Below are 19,713 nucleotides of genomic sequence, written 5' to 3'. Positions count from 1 at the left end.
TTTGCTGACGCACGGCGGCCCTTGCCTGCCGTGCGGAAAAATAGTCTGTTGAAAAATCGGTTGTGAAGATGAGCCTTACTCAGCGGCAACCACCTGATAGGTGCCGCGCTGCATGGCGTGACGGCGCCAGCCGATCAGCACCACAGTGGAGATAAGGGTGCCCACCAGCGCCGCACCGAGCCAGACGGCGGCAGCCATCAGGGCGCCGTGGCCGCCATCGTGGAGCAGGAACAGGGAGAAGATGCCAGCCCCCGGGGTGGAGAGACCAATCCCCATGGCTCCCACCATGGCGCCGGTGACCACCGAGCCTGCGAGGAAGGAGCCGATCACCCGGATTGGATCTTCGATGGCCATCGGAATGGCGCCCTCGGTGATCCCCGCCAGCCCCAGTAGCCAGGTGGACTTGCCGGTCTCGATCTCGAAGGTCTGGAACAGGCGCGGCGCCAGCATAGTGGAGAAGGTGACGGTAAAGGCCGAGACCATCTTGACCGCGCCGAAGATGGCGTAAGGGCCGTAGACCCCGTTGGCCATGGCGCCGAGGCAGAAGGCGTAGGCCGCCTTGTTGACCGGGCCACCCAAGTCAAACGAGCACATAAAGCCGAGCAGGGCGCCCAGCACCAGCGCATTGGTGCCGGAGAGGCTGTTGAGCCACTCGGTGAGGCTGTTGTTGAGCCAGGCTACCGGCTGGCCGATGACAAACAGCATCAGGCTGCCCGCCACCAGAGTGCCGATCACCGGATAGAGGTAAAAGGTGAGAAAGCCGTTGAAGTTGGGGCTAAGGCGCACATGCTGCTTGACCCAACGCATCAGGTAACCGGCGATAAGACCACCGACCACGCCGCCGAGAAAACCGGAGCCAATCATGTTGGCGGCCAGCCCCGCCGCAAAGCCCGGGCCCAGCGCCGGTTTATCGGCCAGCGAATAGGCGGTATAGGCCGCCAGCACCGGCACCATCAGGGTGCCCAGCATGCCACCGCCCAGCTTGCGGTACATCCAGAGCCAGGAGTTCTCGGTATCAAACAGATGTTGCAGGCCGAAGATCTGGGCCAGCAGCACAGAGACGGCGAGCACGGTACCGCCCGCCACGATCAGCGGTACGGCAAAGGAGATACCGCTCAGCAACGCCTGCTTGAGCTCGGTCTTGAGGCTCACCTTCTTGCCGCTTGAAGCATCGCTCTGGCTGGTGTTGGGGGTCGGGGCGGTGCGACCGGCCTTGGCCGCTTCCAGCGCCTCATTCAGGATCCGCTCGGCATGGCGGATGGGCTCGGCCACCGGCGTCTCGATCCGGGGGATGCCGGCAAAACGTTCCTGCTCCTTGATGGCCACCTCGGCGGCGAAGATGCAGGCTACCGCAGTATCGAGCGCCTCTTGCGGCAGGCGATCCTCGATGCCGTTGGCACCCTGCTTCTCGACCAGTACCCGAATGCCCAGTTTGCGCCCCGCTTTTTCCAGATACTCGGCAGCCATATAGGTGTGGGCGATCCCCGCCGGGCAGGCGGTGACACAGACCACAGTGGGTTTATTTGTATTTAAGTTGTCTTCTTTTTCTGGTTGCTTGTCGCCATCCCCTTCACCATCAAGCAGCGCCATCAGCTGCTCGGCACTCTGGGCCGCCAGCACCGCCTCGCGGGTATCGTCATCCACCAGGGCAGTGGTGAGGGTGGTGAGTAGCTGCATATGGGTGGAGCCCGCCTGATCGGTCGGGATCGCCAGCATGAAGATCAGGTTGACCGGCTCGGGGCCGTCGATCCCCTCCCAGCCCAGCTCCTCGCTCAAGGTCGCGACGGCAAAGGCTGCTTCGCGCACCGCATCGCACTTGCCGTGGGGCACTGCCAGCCCTTCGCCAAGGGCGGTGGGGCCCTGCGCCTCGCGGGCCATGACCGCAGCCAGAAAGGCAGCCTTGTCGTGCAGCTTGCCGGCCTGATCGAGCCGATCAGCCAGGGCATGAATGGCCGCATCCCGATCGGCAAACCGGGTTTGCAACGTGATGAGATGGGGGCCGGTAAGACTGGTCAGATTCATGATGATCCTCTGTCAGGTTGGCTTGCCAGCAAGCCGTCATGGTGAAAGTGACAGCGATGCTAACAAACCGGCTGACTGATTTTTGTGAGTGGTATCATACAATTCATTATTTGTATTGTTTTTGTATTGTTGATTCAAGGTGATTTGTTAGGTCAAATGAGGCCGAGCCGTTTTGTCTGCCGGGCAAGTGGGGTAGAATGGCGCCTCTTCTATTTATCATGGCGCAGAGCCGACGAGGTGGCCTTTCGTGTCGAAAAAACCCATGTATCGCCAGATAGCCGACACCATCCAGCAGTGGATCGCGCAAGGGGAGCTGGCCCCCGGCGATGCCCTGCCCACCGAAGCCGAGCTGCGCGAGCAGTTCGGGGTGAGCCGGGTGACGGTGCGTCAGGCCCTCAAGCAGCTGACCGAGCTCAACGTCATCGAGAGCATTCAGGGCAGCGGCAGCTATGTGTGGCAGGAGAAGGTGAACTACGACATCTATCAGCTCACCAGCCTCTACGAGAAGGTGACCGATCCGGCGGCCGAGACTCACAGCGACGTTCTCGCCTTCGAGGTGATCAAGGCGAGCAGCGAGCTGGCCGAGCGGCTCAATCTGCTGGAAGGGGCGCTGGTCTACTACGTCAAGCGGGTGCGCTTTATTCGCCAGATCGCGGTAACGCTGGAGGAGACCTGGATGCCGCTCGCCCTCTTCCCCGACCTCAGCTATGCGGTGATGCAGGGCTCCAAGTACCACTACATCGAAGAGGTGAAGCAGCTGGTGATCGACCGCAGCGAGCAGGAGATCATTCCGGTGCTCCCCTCGGCGCAGGTGGTGGAGGCGCTCGGTATCGACCCTGCCAAGCCCATTATCGAGAAGGTCTCCCGCGGTTTCCTGCAAGATGGCACCGTGTTCGAGTTCAGTCGCAACTTCTTCAAGAGCGATGATTACAAGTTCACGCTGGTCGCCCGCCGCGCCAAGGGGTGAGCAGGCGCCAGCACCCGAGATGAAAAAGGCCACCACCCTGTTTGCGGTGGTGGCCTTTGTTTTTGGCTGATTGCCAGGCTGAATAGCAGATTGGCTGGTGGTTTGATGTAGCCGACCTACTGCGCAGAGTCTTTGATAACTTCCTCGACCCGCACCTGCAGGCTCCCTTGCGCCAGGGTGGTGATGAGCTGATCGCCGCTGTTGACCTGATCGGCGCGGCTAATAACCTCGCCACGCGCAGTGCGGGTGATGGAGTAGCCGCGCCCCAGAGTGGCAAGCGGGCTCACCCCGTCGAGGCGGGCGGTGAGCATGGCGAGGCGGTGACTCGCAAGGTCTTGCCGCTTGGCAATCAGGGCATAGAGTCGCTCCTCGGCCAGCTGATGGCGGCGCTTGCCAGCTGCCAAGAGGCGCTCCGGACTCTTGCCCTGCAGGCGCAGCTCAAGGTTGGTGAGGCGCCGCTCACCCTGATGCAGTCGCTGGCGCAATAGCTGCTGCAAACGGGTGGAGAGTTCGTCGAGGCGCTGGGATTGCTGCTCCAGCCGCCGTTTCGGGTCCTGATGGTCGAGCCGCTTTTGCAGCAGGATGAAATCGTGGCGGGCGGCGGTCTGCTGGCGGCTCATCGCCTGCAGCAGTCGCTGCTTGAGGTGAACCAGACGCTGGGCCCGGGCGCTCTGATCCGGCGCTACCAGCTCGGCGGCGGCCGATGGGGTAGGGGCACGCAAGTCGGCGGCAAAGTCGCTGATGGTGACATCCACCTCGTGGCCCACCGCGCTCACCACAGGTATGGCTGAGTGGGCAATGGCACGCGCCACCACCTCTTCGTTAAAGCACCAGAGATCTTCAAGCGACCCGCCGCCGCGCCCGACGATCAGCACATCTACCTCGGCGCGCTGGTTCGCTTTGGCGATCGCTGCGACGATCTGGCTGATGGCGGCGCTCCCTTGTACCTGAGTCGGGTAGATAAAGACCGGCAGATCCGGCGCTCGCCGTTTAAGCACCGTCAGCATATCGTGCAGGGCGGCACCGGTGGCGGAGGTGATAAGGCCTACCGCCCGCGGTTCGCGGGGCAGCGGCCGCTTGCGGCTCTCGTCAAACAGCCCCTCGGCGCTGAGGCGGCGCTTGAGCTCCTCAAAACGCAGGGCCAACACGCCGTCGCCCGCCGGCTGCATCGACTCGATGATCAGCTGGTAGTCGCCGCGCGGCTCATAGAGGGAGACCCGCGCTTGCACCAGTACCTGCATGCCATCCTGCGGGCGAAACGCCACCCGCCGGTTGTTGCCCTTGAACATGGCGCAGCGCACCTGCGCCGACATGTCCTTGAGGGAGAAGTACCAGTGGCCGGAGCTTGGCATCGCCAGATTGGAGAGCTCGCCGGTCAGCCACACCAGCCCCAGATCCTGCTCCAGGATCATGCGCACGGCGCTGTTGAGGCGGGTGACGGTAAAGACCTGCTGCTCGCGGCCGTTCGCCGTACTGGATGGAGTAAATCGGTTCAAAGGCGTACCTGTGGTCTGCCCCGGCGGAGCCGGGATAAAACGATGGCCGCTATCTTAACCCGAAACAGGGGGAGGGCGTTAAGCAGGAGGCGCCGGCAGCAGAAAAGCAAGATTGGAAACGCTGCCGTTTATCCGGGCAGGCAGTATGGCTCCCGACAAAGCCCTCGCGCTTGCCCGCATCGGGCCAAGTTACGGCTTGTCTCGATGCCGTTGATATCTCTTGTCCCGCTGATATTCACGACGCCACCATCTTTACCAGCGTTTACTCGCCCCCTGTTTGGAGTAACTTATGAATCCCTCAACCCACTTAAGTTTGACGACCCGTTTGCTGCACTGGTCGGTTGCCTTGCTGATGATTGGCCTGACCCTTGTGGGCTATCTGATGGTGAAATTTGAAATATGGGATCTCTATGCCCTGCATAAATCCCTGGGGGTGATTGCACTGATCTTGATTCTGCCCCGCGCCATTCTCCGCCTTGTTAAAGGATGGCCTGAGCCTGTGCGTCAATATCCTGTTTACGAGGCATTGACAGCCAGGGTGATCCACTTGGGTTTGCTGATTTCAACGCTGCTTATTCCGGTGTCCGGTCTCTGTTATTCCGCAGCGGCTGGCCGAGGTGTTGCGATATTTGGCTGGTCTATTATTCCGATGAATCCAGATATCCGTGATCCTGCCAATGTGATTCCATTTAGTGAATCCGTTCGGGATATTGCTCACACAGTCCATATATATTTACCATATGTCATGCTGGCATTTTTGCTGGTGCACATTGTCGGGGCGTTGAAACATCATCTGCTGGATAAAGATAATACCTTGTTGCGGATGGTGGGGCAAAAATAATAAAGAGAGGCACCCCTTGTTGTGCCGGGAAATATATATTGGTAGCGGGTGAAATTTATTATCCAGACCGAGCAAAGGGCATTGAGAAGAGAATGATACCGGTGCGAGTGGTCGCCGCGAGGGCAAGAGACAATACAAGGACACAAAACAAGGGGAGGGGGGGCAGAGGCCGCTTGCCCCTGAGCCCCTGTCGACCATCCCGTTGCATGGGGGTTGCGCTGCGTCAGCACCTACCGGTTTTGCATAAATCACCGGCTAGCCAACTCTTTTGCCCCGAAATGGCGCTTTTCGTACTGATAATCTTGGTTTTTTGGCGTTTTGGCCGCCTAAAAGAGGGCTATGCCATAAAAAATTCAAAAAACTTCTTTACCAGTGACCAATGCGTGAGTAAACTTCGTCGGCAATATTTTACACCCCCACTTCCTCAACGGTGAGATATTGCCATGCTCAGGATTGCCAAAGAAGCGTTAACCTTCGACGATGTACTGTTGGTTCCCGCCCACTCCGAAGTTCTTCCCAATACTGCCGATCTGCGTACCAAGCTGACCTCCGCCATCAGCTTGAACATCCCGATGATTTCCGCTGCCATGGACACAGTGACCGAAGCCCGTCTGGCTATCGCACTGGCCCAGGAAGGCGGTATCGGCTTTATCCACAAGAACATGTCCATCGAGCAGCAGGCTGCCGAAGTGCGCAAGGTCAAGAAGTACGAGAGCGGCGTGGTCACTGACCCCGTCACCGTGCGCCCTGACATGACCATCGCCCAAATCAAGGAGCTGAGCCACAAGAATGGCTTTGCCGGTTACCCCGTGGTGACTGATGGCAATCAGCTGGTCGGTATCATCACCGGCCGTGACGTGCGCTTCGTGATTGACCTCTCCCAGACCGTTGAACAGATCATGACCCAGAAAGATCGTCTGGTCACCGTGCGTGAAGGTGCCCCTCGCGAAGAGGTGGTAGCCCTGATGCAAAAGCACCGCATCGAAAAAGTGCTGGTGGTGAACGCCGACTTCAAACTCAAGGGCATGATCACCGTTAAAGATTTCCAGAAAGCCGAGCGCAAGCCCCACGCCTGTAAAGATGACAAGGGTCGTCTGCGGGTCGGTGCTGCGGTCGGTGCCGGTGCCGGTAACGAAGAGCGCGTCGCCGCGCTGGTGGAAGCCGGTGTTGACGTGCTGCTGATCGACTCCTCCCACGGCCACTCCCAGGGCGTGCTGGATCGCATCAAGGCCACTCGCGACGCCTATCCGGATCTGCAGATCATCGGTGGCAACGTGGCGACCGCCGCGGGCGCCAAGGCGCTGGCTGCTGCCGGTGTCAATGCGGTCAAGGTCGGTATCGGCCCGGGCTCCATCTGTACTACCCGTATCGTGACCGGTGTGGGCGTGCCCCAGATCACTGCCATCTCCGACGCCGTTGACGCGCTGGAAGGCACCGGTATTCCGGTGATTGCCGATGGCGGTATCCGCTTCTCCGGCGACATCGCCAAGGCCATTGCCGCGGGCGCCAGCTGCGTCATGGTGGGCTCCATGTTCGCAGGTACTGAAGAAGCGCCGGGCGAGATCGAGCTTTATCAGGGTCGCTCCTTCAAATCCTACCGTGGTATGGGTTCCCTGGGCGCCATGTCCAAAGGCTCCAGCGACCGCTACTTCCAGACCGACAACGCCGCCGACAAGCTGGTGCCGGAAGGCATCGAAGGCCGCGTGCCGTACAAGGGCCGCCTCAAAGAGATCATCCATCAGCAGATGGGCGGCCTGCGCTCCTCCATGGGCCTGACCGGCAGCGCCACCATCGACGACATGCGCACCAAAGCTGAATTCGTGCGCATCTCCGGCGCTGGGATGAAGGAGTCCCACGTCCACGATGTGACCATTACCAAAGAAGCCCCCAACTATCGGATGGGCTGATAAAACGGGGCCCTGCGCCCCGTTTTTCCACCCTTTTTTTATCCCGTGCCCTTTGTGACAACATCAGCCTGATGCAGGAATAAAATGACTAAAGACATTCACCAGCACCGTATCCTTATCCTCGACTTCGGTTCCCAGTACACCCAGCTGATCGCCCGCCGCGTGCGCGAAATCGGCGTTTACTGCGAACTGTGGGCCTGGGACGTAACCGAAGAGCAGATCCGCGAATTCAATCCGAGCGGCATCATCCTCTCCGGCGGCCCCGAGTCCGTCACCGAAGCGGGCAGCCCGCGCGCCCCCGAGTATGTGTTCAACGCCGGTGTCCCTGTGTTCGGTATCTGCTACGGCATGCAGACCATGGCCGAGCAGCTGGGTGGCAAGGTGCAATCCTCTACCGAGCGTGAATTCGGTTACGCCAAGGTGGAAGTGCTGGGCGAAGCTGGCAAGAGCAGCGCGCTGCTGCGCAACATCGAAGATGCCATCGCCGACAACGGCAATGCCCTGCTGGATGTCTGGATGAGCCACGGTGACAAGGTCACCACCATTCCGGCCGACTTCACCACCATCGCCCAGACCCCGACCTGCCCGCACGCGGCCATGGCGTGTGAGGCCAAGCGTTTCTACGGCGTGCAGTTCCACCCGGAAGTGACCCACACCCGTCAGGGGGCCCGCATGCTGGAGCACTTCGTCAAAGACATTTGCGGCTGCGAATGCCTCTGGACACCGGCCACCATCATCGACGACGCTGTTGCCCGCATCCGCGAGCAGGTGGGTGACGATGAAGTGATCCTCGGCCTCTCCGGCGGTGTCGACTCCTCCGTGGTCGCCATGCTGGTGCACCGCGCCATCGGCGATCGCCTGACCTGCGTCTTCGTGGACAACGGTCTGCTGCGTCTGAATGAAGGCGAGCAGGTGATGGAGATGTTTGGTGACCACTTTGGTCTGAACATCGTCAAGGTCGATGCCGAAGAGCGCTTCCTCTCCGCGCTGGCGGGTGAGGCTGAGCCGGAAGCCAAGCGCAAGATCATCGGCCGCGTCTTCGTTGAAGTGTTTGACGACGAAGCGAAAAAGCTGAAAAACGCCAAGTGGCTGGCGCAAGGCACCATCTATCCGGACGTTATCGAATCTGCCGCCAGCAAGACCGGTAAAGCCCACGTCATCAAGTCTCACCACAACGTCGGCGGCCTGCCGGAAGAGATGAAGATGGGTCTGGTCGAGCCGCTGCGCGAGCTGTTCAAAGACGAAGTGCGCCGCGTCGGCCTCGAGCTGGGTCTGCCTTACGACATGCTCTACCGTCACCCGTTCCCGGGCCCGGGTCTGGGCGTGCGCGTTCTTGGCGAAGTGAAGAAAGAGTACTGCGATATTCTGCGCCGCGCCGATGCGGTCTTTATCGAAGAGCTGCGCAAAGCCGACCTCTACAACCAGGTCAGCCAGGCGTTCGCCGTGTTCCTGCCGGTGCGCTCCGTTGGCGTGATGGGCGATGGTCGCAAATATGACTGGGTCATTGCCCTGCGCGCCGTCGAAACCATCGACTTTATGACTGCCCACTGGGCTCACCTGCCGTACGACTTCCTCGGTCACGTATCGAATCGCATCATCAACGAGATCAACGGTATCTCCCGCGTGGTGTACGACGTCTCCGGCAAGCCGCCCGCAACCATCGAATGGGAATAAGCGGCTCGCGCCGTTCTGCCCTTCGAGCATAAAAATGCAAAAAGACGCCCTTGAGGCGTCTTTTCTTTTCTCAATCGTTTGCGCAACACATCTTCTTTTTTCGAGCAGCTTTTTCGCCACCTTGCCCCTGTCATATGTGACAGGGGCATTTTTGCCATCCCGCACTAGGCTCTCTCATGCCAATTGAGCCCGCTGTCAACAGCGGCTTGTGGCTGGGGGGAGGGCTGATCCAGTTGCAGATAGCTGCGCAAACGGGCCCATCGTCATCGCGCCAACCGGCAGTGATGACACCCCGGTGGAGACCGGAAACCACTTGAATCAACGGGGCGCAGCCCGAACGGCCAAACGAGTCGGGATCATAGAGCACGGAGAGTTTGATATGTCAGAACAAGCAGTGTTGGTGGGTGGATGGACCGTATATCACAAGCTGACCGCCGAGGATCAGGCGGTATTTGACCAAGCGCTGAAAGGATTTGTCGGGGTGCAGTACGTACCCTTTGAAGTCTCCACTCAAGTGGTGGCTGGCACCAACTACCGCTTCAAGTGCAAGAGCACTGTGCCGCTTGCCAAACCGATCCATGGCGAAGCCGTGGTACAGATCTTCAAATCACTGGACGGGGATGCCCATATCACCTCCATCACCCCGATCTGATTGCGTTGCGGGGCAAGGCGGGGAGGGGGAAAGCTCTCAACCGGTTAGCTCCAGACTCCAGATAAAAGAAAGACGCCTTAGGGCGTCTTTTCTTTATCTATGCTCCGGCACTGCTGATATGTGGCCAGTATTTGTACTTATTGATTAATTTGTTGATCTTGCTCAGGAAACTATCATCATCTGCTTTTACTTACCTACCTTGCTAACTAAGATCGTCGTTTAGAAATGGCTTCGTTGGTGTCACCTGTGAGTTCCGCTGGGGACATCACATGGGGTGAATGCTGCGAACTAGAGGTTGTAGGGGTTTAGTTTGGGTATCATTTGGGAGCTTCACGAGAACGTCGAGTGTTGGTCGGCGCTGCAGTGGATAGAAATGAATGGGATATTGATTCAGTAGGATCAGTATGTTTCCATACTGATATTTCAGTGATGGAATGGCATCTTTTATCTGACTTGTTCTCGCAGGCAAAATTTAGTCGTTCCATCTATTGAATTAGCATGGTTTTTATATATGTAGTTATGATTTTAAATAACAAGAAATTAATGTGGTACGTGAAGTACGTTAGTGATCATATAGTTTTAAATAAATTTTAACAATTTTCAGATGGTATTGTAAGAATGGCTTTGCTATTGGGTTGGTGCTGCCTTCCTTCTAATTGACGTCATATTCATTGATGATTCTATGGGGTTGTTTTTATGTCTGAGACAATAGAAAAGCTGCGGTTTCTAAAAAAATTAGAATCTATGTTTTCAGAAGAGTTTGATTCAGTAAGACACTATGGCTCCTATTCTGAAGAAGAATATATATTACTTTTTTCAAAATTCAAAAAAAATATTAATTCAGATAAAGTCAATAGGCGATCATCAATTTCAAACTTCCTATATTCAGGATGTCTTACTTTTGATAGATTTAATGCACCTACGCCGTTTGTTTATGAAAGAAAAAGACAGAAGTATTTTTCTGATTTTCTAGAAGAACTGATTAAATCAGAAAGAAACGACCCAACTAATACCGCAACCTTTTCGCTTAGAGACATCAGGAACAGGATGTATGGTGAGTTTGATGGTGTTCAAATTGATTCTATCGACAGCAAAAAGGTTCTAGCCATTAAAAATGAGGTTGAACAGGTTTGTGTACCATCACATCCAATTAAACTGAAAGAGTTTCAAGAGGAAAAATATAAGGTTTCATCTATCCTACAGGGGATTTCAGACGCATCTTTAAAAACAAGTATTAAAACACGTATTCCATTCATAGTTCACGCATCACCTTTAGAGCTAACCACTGTATGGGAAAATGTAAATGTTATTATCAAGGCTCGGCCCAGATTTACGCAATGCGAAGGATCTTTCATTACTACTGACGCTGTCATACAGCAAAAGTCCCCATCCAGATGGAATAGTGGATATACAGAAATAGATTTAATTTTTGATGCGCTGATTGATTGCGATTTATATGAGGTTCCATTGCAAGCCATACATAAGGAAAAAAGCCCTATTAATGGTTGGCCAAAGTGTTTCAATATAGCTTTTGATATTGTAAGAAAAGTATCTTGGAGTCTCAGATTATATCACGGTGGATTAACTCAATGGATACCAGCACCTACAGATATTGGCGACATTGAATGGTGTTTAAGTTCATCAATGAACGATAAAATCGAATGGAAAATAAAGAGTTCACCTTCAGCATTAATGCATGTTTTCAACCCTCCAGAAACCCCAATATCAATTGATTTGGGCAGGTTATCTGAACCAGAATGGTCAGAGCAATGTAGATCATTTTCAATAATGTATCTTGAAATGGGACAGAATGAAGAGGCTCTTTTTTGGCTGAATGTTGGAGTGGAAGCATTATTTTATGAGCGAATACCTCTAATAGCTGAAGCGTCTGGATTAACGACACTTGAAGATGATTTGATAAGTCCAAAAACCTTTTGGAGCGATGCTGAAAATATTGTATCAAGTCAGTATCCAGAATTGAAAGATAAGATAAAATGGCCCGAAAAAAAAGTTCATGTAAGTCTATTTACTAAACTAAAGCACCTATTTGAAATGGTCAATATGCAAACTAAGTATAGGGAGCTAATCAAGCAATACTCACATATACAGAGATTTAGAAATGATCTCTTTCATGGTCGAAAAGCCTCGATTGTTAAGGTAGAAGATGTAATTGTTGGAATAGAGAGTTTCGATTGGATTAGAGATAACTTTAGGTTATCGGGTTCTGATAATTCTTAAGAGCATTTGCTACAGTGACGTAGGGTGCAATGAAATTGCACCTCTACTTTTGTTCCTAATACACTGCACACACGCCGCTCTGAAAACGGTGCAATGCGCTGCGCTTATTGCACCCTACGTGTTTTGTTAATCCGCTGGGGTGGTGTGGCTAAGCGCCATGTCTTGCCAAGGCAACCAAAGGGGCGATCTGCGCCCCGATTCTTCTTATGTCCCGAAATCTAGGACATCGACTGAAAAATGGGACACCCACCTTTCTGAGCGCCGCGTAGCGGTCAATAGTGCCGTAGGGTGCCATAAAATTGCACCTCTACTTTTGTTCCTCATACCTTGCCCAAAAGCCGCTCTACAAACGGCAAAAAGGTGGGTGTCCCAGATTTGGCCTGAACACTTTGCTATGTGTTTTTTAAAGGGAGATACCTAGGACACCCATCTTTTGGGTTATCTTTTGGGTTCGGGCTATGCTACGCCTTGCTCAAAAAGGTGGGTGTCCCAGATTTGTTCAAAAGGTGGGTGTCCCAGATTTGTTTGATTAAAACTTCCTCAATACTGCTTGATTTGTACACTTGGCACCTAACGCCCGCAGCCGCAATGTAAAAGCCGTCACCATGCCTGCGATTGTTAGCTGACAACTATAATCTGTTACCCTTTGAAAGGTTGCAACGCTCACAAAGTAATTGCAAGTTCCTAACCGAATTGCTCCCACCTTTCGAAAACGGAACAATATGATCAAAGCATAACTTTGCATTGGAGCTACATTCTACGCACTTACCTCCATCCCTTTGCCAAACCTCCCTCTGAACCGCTCTTGGTATGGCCTCTCGGCGCGGCTTCACTGGCTTAGGAATAGGCATTGAAGATATATCGACACGAATCAAGCTTTCGTCAGTGACAGGTTCAGGCTGTAGGTTCTGGCGTGGCTTAACCTTGAAATCAGGTAGTGGCTGAAAGGACTTAAAAGCATTGATGTAAGCTATCAGATCATCAAGCTCTTCAGTGCTGGTGATGATGAGTTTTAGAGCAGGCTTTCCCTTTCCTAACCCTGGGGATGGATAAGTATTACTGTGCCGACCAGATTCAGCTGCATATTCCAGAGCTATTTCTGGTACAGATTCCGAATCTGGGGGGTATGGCAGCCATACAAAAGCATAATCATCTTTATTTGGTTGATCTGTTTGAACTACTACACCAAGGTCACTTCCAACATCCCATGCAGTGACTTTCACCGTTTCACGCGATGGCAGCCCGAACTCTTTGTTAATTCTGTCTATCACCTGATTTTTAAACATCAAACTAAATTTCCTATCTACTGAGATGTAGCTAACGCCCGCCTAAGGGGCTGGCAACGCATTACCACTACACTCAAACACAACAACTGCAACCACCGCGGCTCAATGGGACTGGAAACGCCGCGCGTTGACAGTCCCTCTTGAGGCGTTTGTTATGTGCGTGGTTGATTCGATACGATTTTAACCCATTGAGCTCGCCATGCTTGAGGTGGTATCTCGTCAGGCCAAAACTCTTTTTGTTTAGTGATTAATCCATTCTCAACAGTATGGAATGTAATAGCTCTGGCTTTTTGCACACCATCTGTTATCGATACATCCGTTACAACGCTATCGCCTTCACATACAACAGAGTGAATGTTGAATAACCAATGACCATTTGCAGGATAGTGCGCATTAATGGCTACAAAATTCTCTCGGCCAAGAATCAATTCGCCTGACTGAGGCCAAAAACCTTCGAAATCCAAGCTTAAGAACTCACTGGCTTTGGCAAAGTCATTGGTTTTCATAGCATTCCAGAATGACAGTACAACGTCCTTGGAATTCATATTTTCTCCATTAGCACATAACAGTGATTAGATAGAAGGCGGCACTAATCCGTTAGCAGAGCATTCCATATAACTCCGTAACATTCTCACTGCCGCCAAGTAAAAACAACTATTAAATCATAATGTTACCCTTTTGCTTCTTATGCTGGGCGTATTCGCTTGACTTCCTCTTTTTGCGCCACCGTTACCACTGTATAAAAAATCAGTTCTCAGCGCACTCTTGGCACGCGCCGCCAGATCACGCCTGCGTGAGCAGGTCAGAAATCAGCATAAGGGCGAAAAATGGGACACCCACCTTTCTGAGCGCCGCGTAGCGGTCAATAGTGCCGTAGGGTGCCATAAAATTGTACCTCTACTTTTGTTCCTCATACCTTGCCAAAAAGCCGCTCTGCAAACGGTGCGCTGCGCTTATTGCACCCTATGTGTTTCGTCAATTCGCTGGGGCGGTGTTGCTGAGCGCCATGCCCCGTCACCAAGGCAATAAAAGGGGCGATCTGCGTCCCGAATTCTTTATAATGCCCCCCTTTAAATCGCCGGACCCGGGTTTGGCGCGCGCTGATGGTCGCTGTGCCATCAGGCAGATCATCAGGATTGAGAAACGGTTATGCATACTCTGGAACAGCTGCGCGCAGGTGAACTGTGCGGTGCCCGCCATCTGAAGCTTTGTGAAAACCTGACGGAGTTCCCCACCGAGATTTTGAGCCTGAAAGAGACGCTGGAGGTGCTGGATTTGACCGGCAACCAGCTAAGCACGCTCCCCGACGAGCTGGCCGGGTTTGGCAAACTGCGTATCATCTTCTGCTCCGAGAACCGCTTTACCGAGCTGCCCGAGGTGCTGGGGCGTTGCCCGGCGCTCACCATGGTGGGCTTTAAGGCCAACCGGATTGCCACCGTCTCGGCCAAGGCGCTGCCCGCCGGTTTGCGCTGGCTGATCCTGACCGACAACGCGGTGGAACAGTTGCCTGATGAGCTGGGCCAATGCGACGCCCTGCAAAAGCTGATGCTGGCGGGCAACCGCCTGCGCGAGTTGCCGACGAGCCTTGCCAACTGCCGCAAGCTGGAGTTGCTGCGCATCGCCGCCAACCGCATCGAATGCTTCCCCGAGTGGCTGCTCTCGCTGCCGCGCCTTTCATGGCTCGCTTACTCCGGCAACCCCTTTAGCGAAGGGGCGGAGGCGCGGGCCATCGATGATGCTCATGTCGACCCCCTTGCTTGGGAGACGCTGGCGCTGGGCGAGTTGCTGGGACAGGGGGCATCCGGCGTTATCCATCGCGCCACCCTTGTGGGTAATACTGCTGATGAAGTGACTCAGGCGAGCGGCAGAGCCGATGCCAGTCAGGTGGCGGTCAAGCTGTTCAAGGGGGCGGTGACCAGTGACGGGCTGCCCCGCTGCGAGATGGCTGCATCGCTGGCGGCGGGCAGCCATCCCAACCTTATCAAGGTGATAGGCAAGGTGGCGGATCACCCCTCCGGCATTCCGGCGCTGGTGATGGAGCTGATCGACCCGGCCTTTGCCAATCTGGCCGGGCCGCCGAGCCTGGACTCCTGCACTCGGGATGTCTATCCCGAGGGGCTGCATCTGAGTGTGCCGGATGCGCTGGCGATGGCCCACGGCATCGCCTCGGTGGCAGGCCATCTGCACCGCGCGGGCATCATGCACGGGGACCTCTACGGCCACAATATTCTGTTTACCCGCGGGCCTGACGCCCCGGCTCGCGCTCTGCTGGGGGATTTTGGCGCCGCTTCCTTATATGACCGCTGCGACCGCGAGCGGGCCGTAGGACTTGAGCGGTTGGAAGTGCGCGCCTTTGGTTGCCTGCTGGAAGAGCTGTTGGCCCATTGCGATACGCAAGACTCACCGCTTGATGGGTTGCATCAGCTCAAAGCGGCCTGCCTCTCGGAACTCCCCGCAGATCGTCCCGATTTTGCTTATATCGAGCGCCAGCTGGCGGCCGCTCGCGCCACGCTGTCGTGATTTTTCTGGCGTTGGCAGGCACGTTTTGGCCTGCCAACGTCATTCCCTTCTTTCATTAATGGCTATCAATGCATGACGTATTTGCATGGGTTGGTATGTCTTGTCCGTCATAAACGCAGCCAATAGCGCCCATTGCGACAGCGAGGCGCACGGAAAGGTGACGTCCCGCCATTCGCCCGATAACACGCAGAGGCTGCGCGGCAAAAAGGGGAGGGCAGAGGGTTGCGCGGTGCCGGTTAAGTTGTGATATTGAGGCATCTTTAAGTACAGAAGGGTAATAACGATGGAAGCTGCGTTTTGGCATCAGCGTTGGGAAGAGAACCGGATTGGCTTTCATCAGGCGGACTTCAACCACTGGCTGCAATCCTGGTGGTCAGCCCAGCAAGCGGACGAGCCGGTGCTGGTTCCCCTGTGTGGCAAGTCCCGCGACATGCTCTGGCTGAGCGCTCAGGGTCATCCGGTCGACGGTTTCGAGCTATCGAGCCTTGCCGTCAGCCAGTTCTTCAGTGAAAACCAGCTCGCCGCGACCGTGAGCGAAGTGGGCCCTTATCAGTGCCATCAGGTGGACAGCCTGCGCATTTTTCAGGGGGATTTTTTCGCCGCCCCCAGTCTGGGCCGCCGTTACCGGCTGGTCTATGATCGCGCGGCGCTGATCGCCCTGCCGACCGCGATGCGTCGCCAATATGCTGCCCTTATCACTTCGCTGGTCGAGACCGGTGGCCAGATCCTGCTGGTGACCCTCGAATATCAGCCGGAGCAGCAGAGTCAGCCCCCCTTCTCGGTGGGGGAGATGGAGGTGCGAGCCCTGTTCGAGCGCGATTTTCGCATCGAGGTGCTGGGGCGCGCCGCCGAAGTGGATCACCCGCGGGTGCTGTCGGGTCAGCTCTCCTACTTCGATGAGGTAGCCTACCGGCTGGTTCGCCGTGGCTAACGGGCAGCTAACGGGCAGCTAACGGGCGGCCAAAGGGTGATCTGCGCCGACAAATCGTCGGGCTGTGCGCTCTTCGCTACCTCCTTTGACGTAGATCAACGTGACTGATGGGGGGAGTGCCTAATATGAGGCTGTTTCTCAATCACTGTTGGCATTGCAAAGCGAGTATCGGGTCTTTCCCGCTTGCTGATCAGCAACTCAGTGTCTGATTTTCACGCTCATGTTCACTTTTGGCGGCTTTGGTCGCAATTGTTATGGTTTTTCCAGCCGACCCTGATGGGTCGGCTTTTTATTGCCTGCGATTTGCCGTGGGCAGGAAAAACGGAGGAGTGCGAGGCCTGATCAGGCCTCGAAGGTGGCGGCATTGAGCCGAAATGCTCGTGGATCATCGATAAACTGGCCGGTGATCCGCTCGTCATGTTCGTGCCCCTGACCATAGCTGCAGAGGATCAGCCGATCGGAGGTGCGCGATCGCAGCTGGGTGATAAAGCGCACCAGGTCGGCGCGGCTCAACTTGCCCACCTCGTCGCAGACCCGCTCCCGTTGATCAAACCCCAGATCCTTGTTGCCGATGCTGACCCACAGCCGCTGGCCGCGACTGCGCAGGTTGGCATCCCGCTCGCTCAGCTGGGCTTGCAGCCCCGCCTTGCTCTCCTGCCACTGCTGCTCGGTAAATTCGAGCATGGCGAGCGGGAAGAGGTCGATAAACTCCTCCACCGAATCGAGCAGGATCTGCGGCCCCGCCACCGGTGACTGGATATAGAAGATCAGCCCCGGATGGCGATTGAGGGGCAGGTTGCCGGCGCCCACCACATACCCCAGTTGCTGACGGGTACGCAGCTCGTGGAAGAAGGTGGAGGACATGATGTGGTTTGCCAGGGTGAAGCAGGCGAGATCCCGCGCCCGGGTGGTACGGGACTGGTAGTAGACCAGCAGTGCCGAGTCTTCGTGATCGCAACCCTGCTCGCGAATAAGGGTGCCCCTGTCCTGAATGGAGATGAGCGGGCGGCGGGTCTCGCCGCTCGGCTTGCTGCTGGTGCCATTGATATCGCTCAGGTGACGCGCCATCAGGGCGGCCAGCTCCAGCGCTTCGGCGGCAGTCCAGTCGCCGTGTACCAGCGCCTCGACATGCACCTCGCCAAACAGCTGGGCCACGAAGCCGGGCATTTCCTCCAGCTCGACGGTGCGCAGGTGGCGCAGCAACTGCTCGAACGGCGGGTTATTGGGTTGCAGCAGGCTGGTGAGCTGGTTAAAGAGCTGGGAGATGGGGCGCGCCTTGGACTGGTTATCCCAGTTGCGAATGAGCTGCTCCTTGATCTCGGCGAAGCGGCCCGGATCCGGATACCCCAGGGTGCGGTTGCCGAGGATCATGTCGAGCAACAGCGGCTGTTTGTCGGCAAAACCGCTCAGGTTGATGGTAAAGCCCCCCTGATGGGCATAGATCTGGTAGCCCAGCCCCGCCAGCTCCGCCGGATAGGTGAGGGCGTTGAGGTGGTCGGCCAACAGCTCCACGGCGAGGCGTGCCATGGCGATATTGCGCGGATTTTTGACCGCATGTTCGCTGTCGATGGAGATATAGAGATTGCCCTTGGGCACGCTGAACAGGTGCTCATGGAGGTGCCATAGGCGAAAACCGGGGCGATCGATAAGGCAGGCGGGCATGTCGGCGGCAAGCTCGGGCGTGCGCGGATCGAGCCTACTGCTGATAAAGGGGTTGGGCTTGGGCAGCGCCAGCGCCGGATCCGGCTCGCTTTGCTGCCAGCGAATTTTCTCGGCCTCGGTAATGGTCGCCACGCTGTAGGGGGTCTGATACCAGCGGGCCAGCCGATCGGTCGCCACTTCCGGCGCAGTGATGGTGATACGCAAATTGTGCGGGGTGAGCTTGGCGAGGAAGCGGCGGATCAGCCCCTCGTCATATTCGCGCATCATGTAGTCGCCGTAGAGCAGATCCTCTGGTTTGTAGCTAAAGAGGTTGAGCACCAGCCCCGACACCGTATCGAGGGGGCGGCCGCGCTCCTGAAAGCGGAACGCCGATTCGAGCACGGTCCGTTTTTCGTCGTAGCGCCAGCTCTGCAGCCCTTCGCGGCCAATCAGTTTCAGATAACCAAACAGGGCGGCGAGGATGTCATCCACATGCTCAAGGCCCAGAGGTGTGAGGCCGAAGTTGACGCCAAAATCCTTGAAGTTGGCGCCGCTGATGCCACCACCTGCCGAGAGCTGGTTGACCCAGCCTTTCGCCTTGAGCAGGGAGAGCAGGCTGCCATCCCCCTCGTAGCCAATCAGATGGCTCAGGAAGGTGAGGGGCTTTTTGTCGTAAAACTCGTCCACATTGGGCAAGGGGAAGCTGAGCGACAGCTTGCGGGTCTCCTTGACCGGATTGATGTGGATGCGCACGCCGAGATCATCGAGCCTGTAGAGCGGCATGGTGAGGGTCGGGGTTCCCAAATTGCGATTCAAAATGGGAGCAAAGTAGCGACAGCACCACTGCAACTGGGTATCGATGGATTCCGGCGAGATCATCACCAGCGCCATGCGATCCGCGCTGTAGTGGCTTTCGTAAAAACGGATAAGGTCGGAGCGCAGATCCCGTCCCGGCAGATCGGCCAGGGTATCGAGGTTGCCCACCGAGAACTTGGAGAAGGGGTGCGCCGGGTTGACCGTCTCTTTATGCACCTGATAGCTGCGGCGCATGTCGTCCTGCAGCTTGAGGCGATACTCGGAGTCGACCGCGTTGCGCTCCTTGTCCACCCACTCCGGGTCAAACGTGGGGCAGATAAAGAACTGGGAGAAGCGATCCAGACCCGCTTCAAAGAAGCCGTTGTCGATCTCGAAGAAGAAGTTGGTGAATTCGGTGCCGGTCCAGGCGTTGTTGCTGCCGCCATGACGGCTCATAAATTGCTGGTACTCACCAGGCTTGGGATAGGTGCAGGTGCCGAGAAACAGCATGTGCTCCAGAAAATGGGCCATTCCCTGCCGGTCGGCGGGATCGTCAAAATGGCCGGTATTGACCGCCAGCGAGGCGGCGGATTTGTCGGTGTCGGGATCACAAATCAACAAGACCCTGAGCCGGTTGGCCAGCTCCAGAAAATGGTATTGCCGATGGTCATTGGGACTGGCATATGGGCTCATTGGCGTGTGACTCACGTTGGATTTATTTGAATTTAAACATGATTATCGAC

General features: G+C 55.9%; 13 protein-coding genes. 8 read left to right on the top strand and 5 right to left on the bottom strand.

Going from position 1 to position 19,713, the window contains the following annotated elements; translation table 11 throughout:
• Positions 1 to 75 precede the first annotated feature (75 nt).
• Entirely contained in the window at positions 76 to 2,022 is a 1,947-nt protein-coding gene (gene mngA, locus WBR25_RS11710; protein ID WP_479747997.1) for a PTS 2-O-a-mannosyl-D-glycerate transporter subunit IIABC, read from the bottom strand.
• A 247-nt stretch (positions 2,023 to 2,269) separates the two neighbouring features.
• Here mngA and WBR25_RS11705 point away from each other — a divergent pair, with 247 nt between their 5' ends.
• Complete coding sequence (locus WBR25_RS11705) at positions 2,270 to 2,989, top strand: GntR family transcriptional regulator (RefSeq protein WP_479747995.1); 720 nt, start codon at positions 2,270 to 2,272, stop codon at positions 2,987 to 2,989.
• A 116-nt stretch (positions 2,990 to 3,105) separates the two neighbouring features.
• On the opposite strand, the gene xseA is transcribed toward WBR25_RS11705, so the two are convergent.
• Positions 3,106 to 4,485 (bottom strand): exodeoxyribonuclease VII large subunit, encoded by a 1,380-nt coding sequence (gene xseA, locus WBR25_RS11700; protein ID WP_429106733.1) that lies wholly within the window; start codon positions 4,483 to 4,485, stop codon positions 3,106 to 3,108.
• A gap of 289 nt (positions 4,486 to 4,774) precedes the next feature.
• Between xseA and WBR25_RS11695 the strand changes: the two genes are divergently transcribed.
• The 5 genes from WBR25_RS11695 (at position 4,775) to WBR25_RS11675 (ending at position 11,797) form a co-directional block, all read left to right on the top strand.
• Positions 4,775 to 5,326: a cytochrome b gene (locus WBR25_RS11695; RefSeq protein ID WP_429106732.1), complete on the top strand. Its 552-nt coding sequence runs from the start codon at positions 4,775 to 4,777 to the stop codon at positions 5,324 to 5,326.
• A 443-nt stretch (positions 5,327 to 5,769) separates the two neighbouring features.
• Complete coding sequence (gene guaB, locus WBR25_RS11690) at positions 5,770 to 7,233, top strand: IMP dehydrogenase (RefSeq protein ID WP_005360033.1); 1,464 nt, start codon at positions 5,770 to 5,772, stop codon at positions 7,231 to 7,233.
• 84 nt (positions 7,234 to 7,317) lie between these two features.
• Positions 7,318 to 8,907, top strand: a complete 1,590-nt coding sequence (gene guaA, locus WBR25_RS11685; protein WP_479747992.1) for a glutamine-hydrolyzing GMP synthase — start codon at positions 7,318 to 7,320, stop codon at positions 8,905 to 8,907.
• A 379-nt stretch (positions 8,908 to 9,286) separates the two neighbouring features.
• Positions 9,287 to 9,559: a hypothetical protein gene (locus tag WBR25_RS11680; RefSeq protein WP_479747991.1), complete on the top strand. Its 273-nt coding sequence runs from the start codon at positions 9,287 to 9,289 to the stop codon at positions 9,557 to 9,559.
• Between the two features lie 696 nt (positions 9,560 to 10,255).
• Positions 10,256 to 11,797 carry a hypothetical protein gene (locus WBR25_RS11675; RefSeq protein ID WP_479747989.1) on the top strand — a complete coding sequence of 514 codons (1,542 nt, stop codon included), beginning with the start codon at positions 10,256 to 10,258 and terminating at the stop codon, positions 11,795 to 11,797.
• Positions 11,798 to 12,426: 629 nt separating this feature from the next.
• Here the strand turns inward: WBR25_RS11675 and WBR25_RS11670 are convergent.
• Entirely contained in the window at positions 12,427 to 13,083 is a 657-nt protein-coding gene (locus tag WBR25_RS11670) for an HNH endonuclease (RefSeq protein WP_479747988.1), read from the bottom strand.
• 152 nt (positions 13,084 to 13,235) lie between these two features.
• The gene (locus WBR25_RS11665; protein ID WP_479747986.1) at positions 13,236 to 13,628 is read right to left on the bottom strand and encodes a nuclear transport factor 2 family protein; all 393 of its coding nucleotides are present in this window, start codon (positions 13,626 to 13,628) and stop codon (positions 13,236 to 13,238) included.
• A gap of 604 nt (positions 13,629 to 14,232) precedes the next feature.
• On the opposite strand from WBR25_RS11665, the gene WBR25_RS11660 reads away from it, so the two are divergent.
• Positions 14,233 to 15,603, top strand: coding sequence for a leucine-rich repeat-containing protein kinase family protein (locus tag WBR25_RS11660; RefSeq protein ID WP_479747984.1), 1,371 nt, complete (start codon positions 14,233 to 14,235; stop codon positions 15,601 to 15,603).
• A 283-nt stretch (positions 15,604 to 15,886) separates the two neighbouring features.
• Positions 15,887 to 16,534, top strand: coding sequence for a thiopurine S-methyltransferase (locus WBR25_RS11655; protein ID WP_479747982.1), 648 nt, complete (start codon positions 15,887 to 15,889; stop codon positions 16,532 to 16,534).
• A 342-nt stretch (positions 16,535 to 16,876) separates the two neighbouring features.
• Here the strand turns inward: WBR25_RS11655 and WBR25_RS11650 are convergent, their stop codons facing one another.
• The gene (locus WBR25_RS11650) at positions 16,877 to 19,663 is read right to left on the bottom strand and encodes an insulinase family protein (RefSeq protein WP_429106727.1); all 2,787 of its coding nucleotides are present in this window, start codon (positions 19,661 to 19,663) and stop codon (positions 16,877 to 16,879) included.
• Positions 19,664 to 19,713 lie beyond the last annotated feature (50 nt).

The sequence above is a fragment of the Aeromonas sp. MTB genome, assembly GCF_056632455.1.
This window is presented reverse-complemented; position numbering and strand designations above follow the sequence as displayed.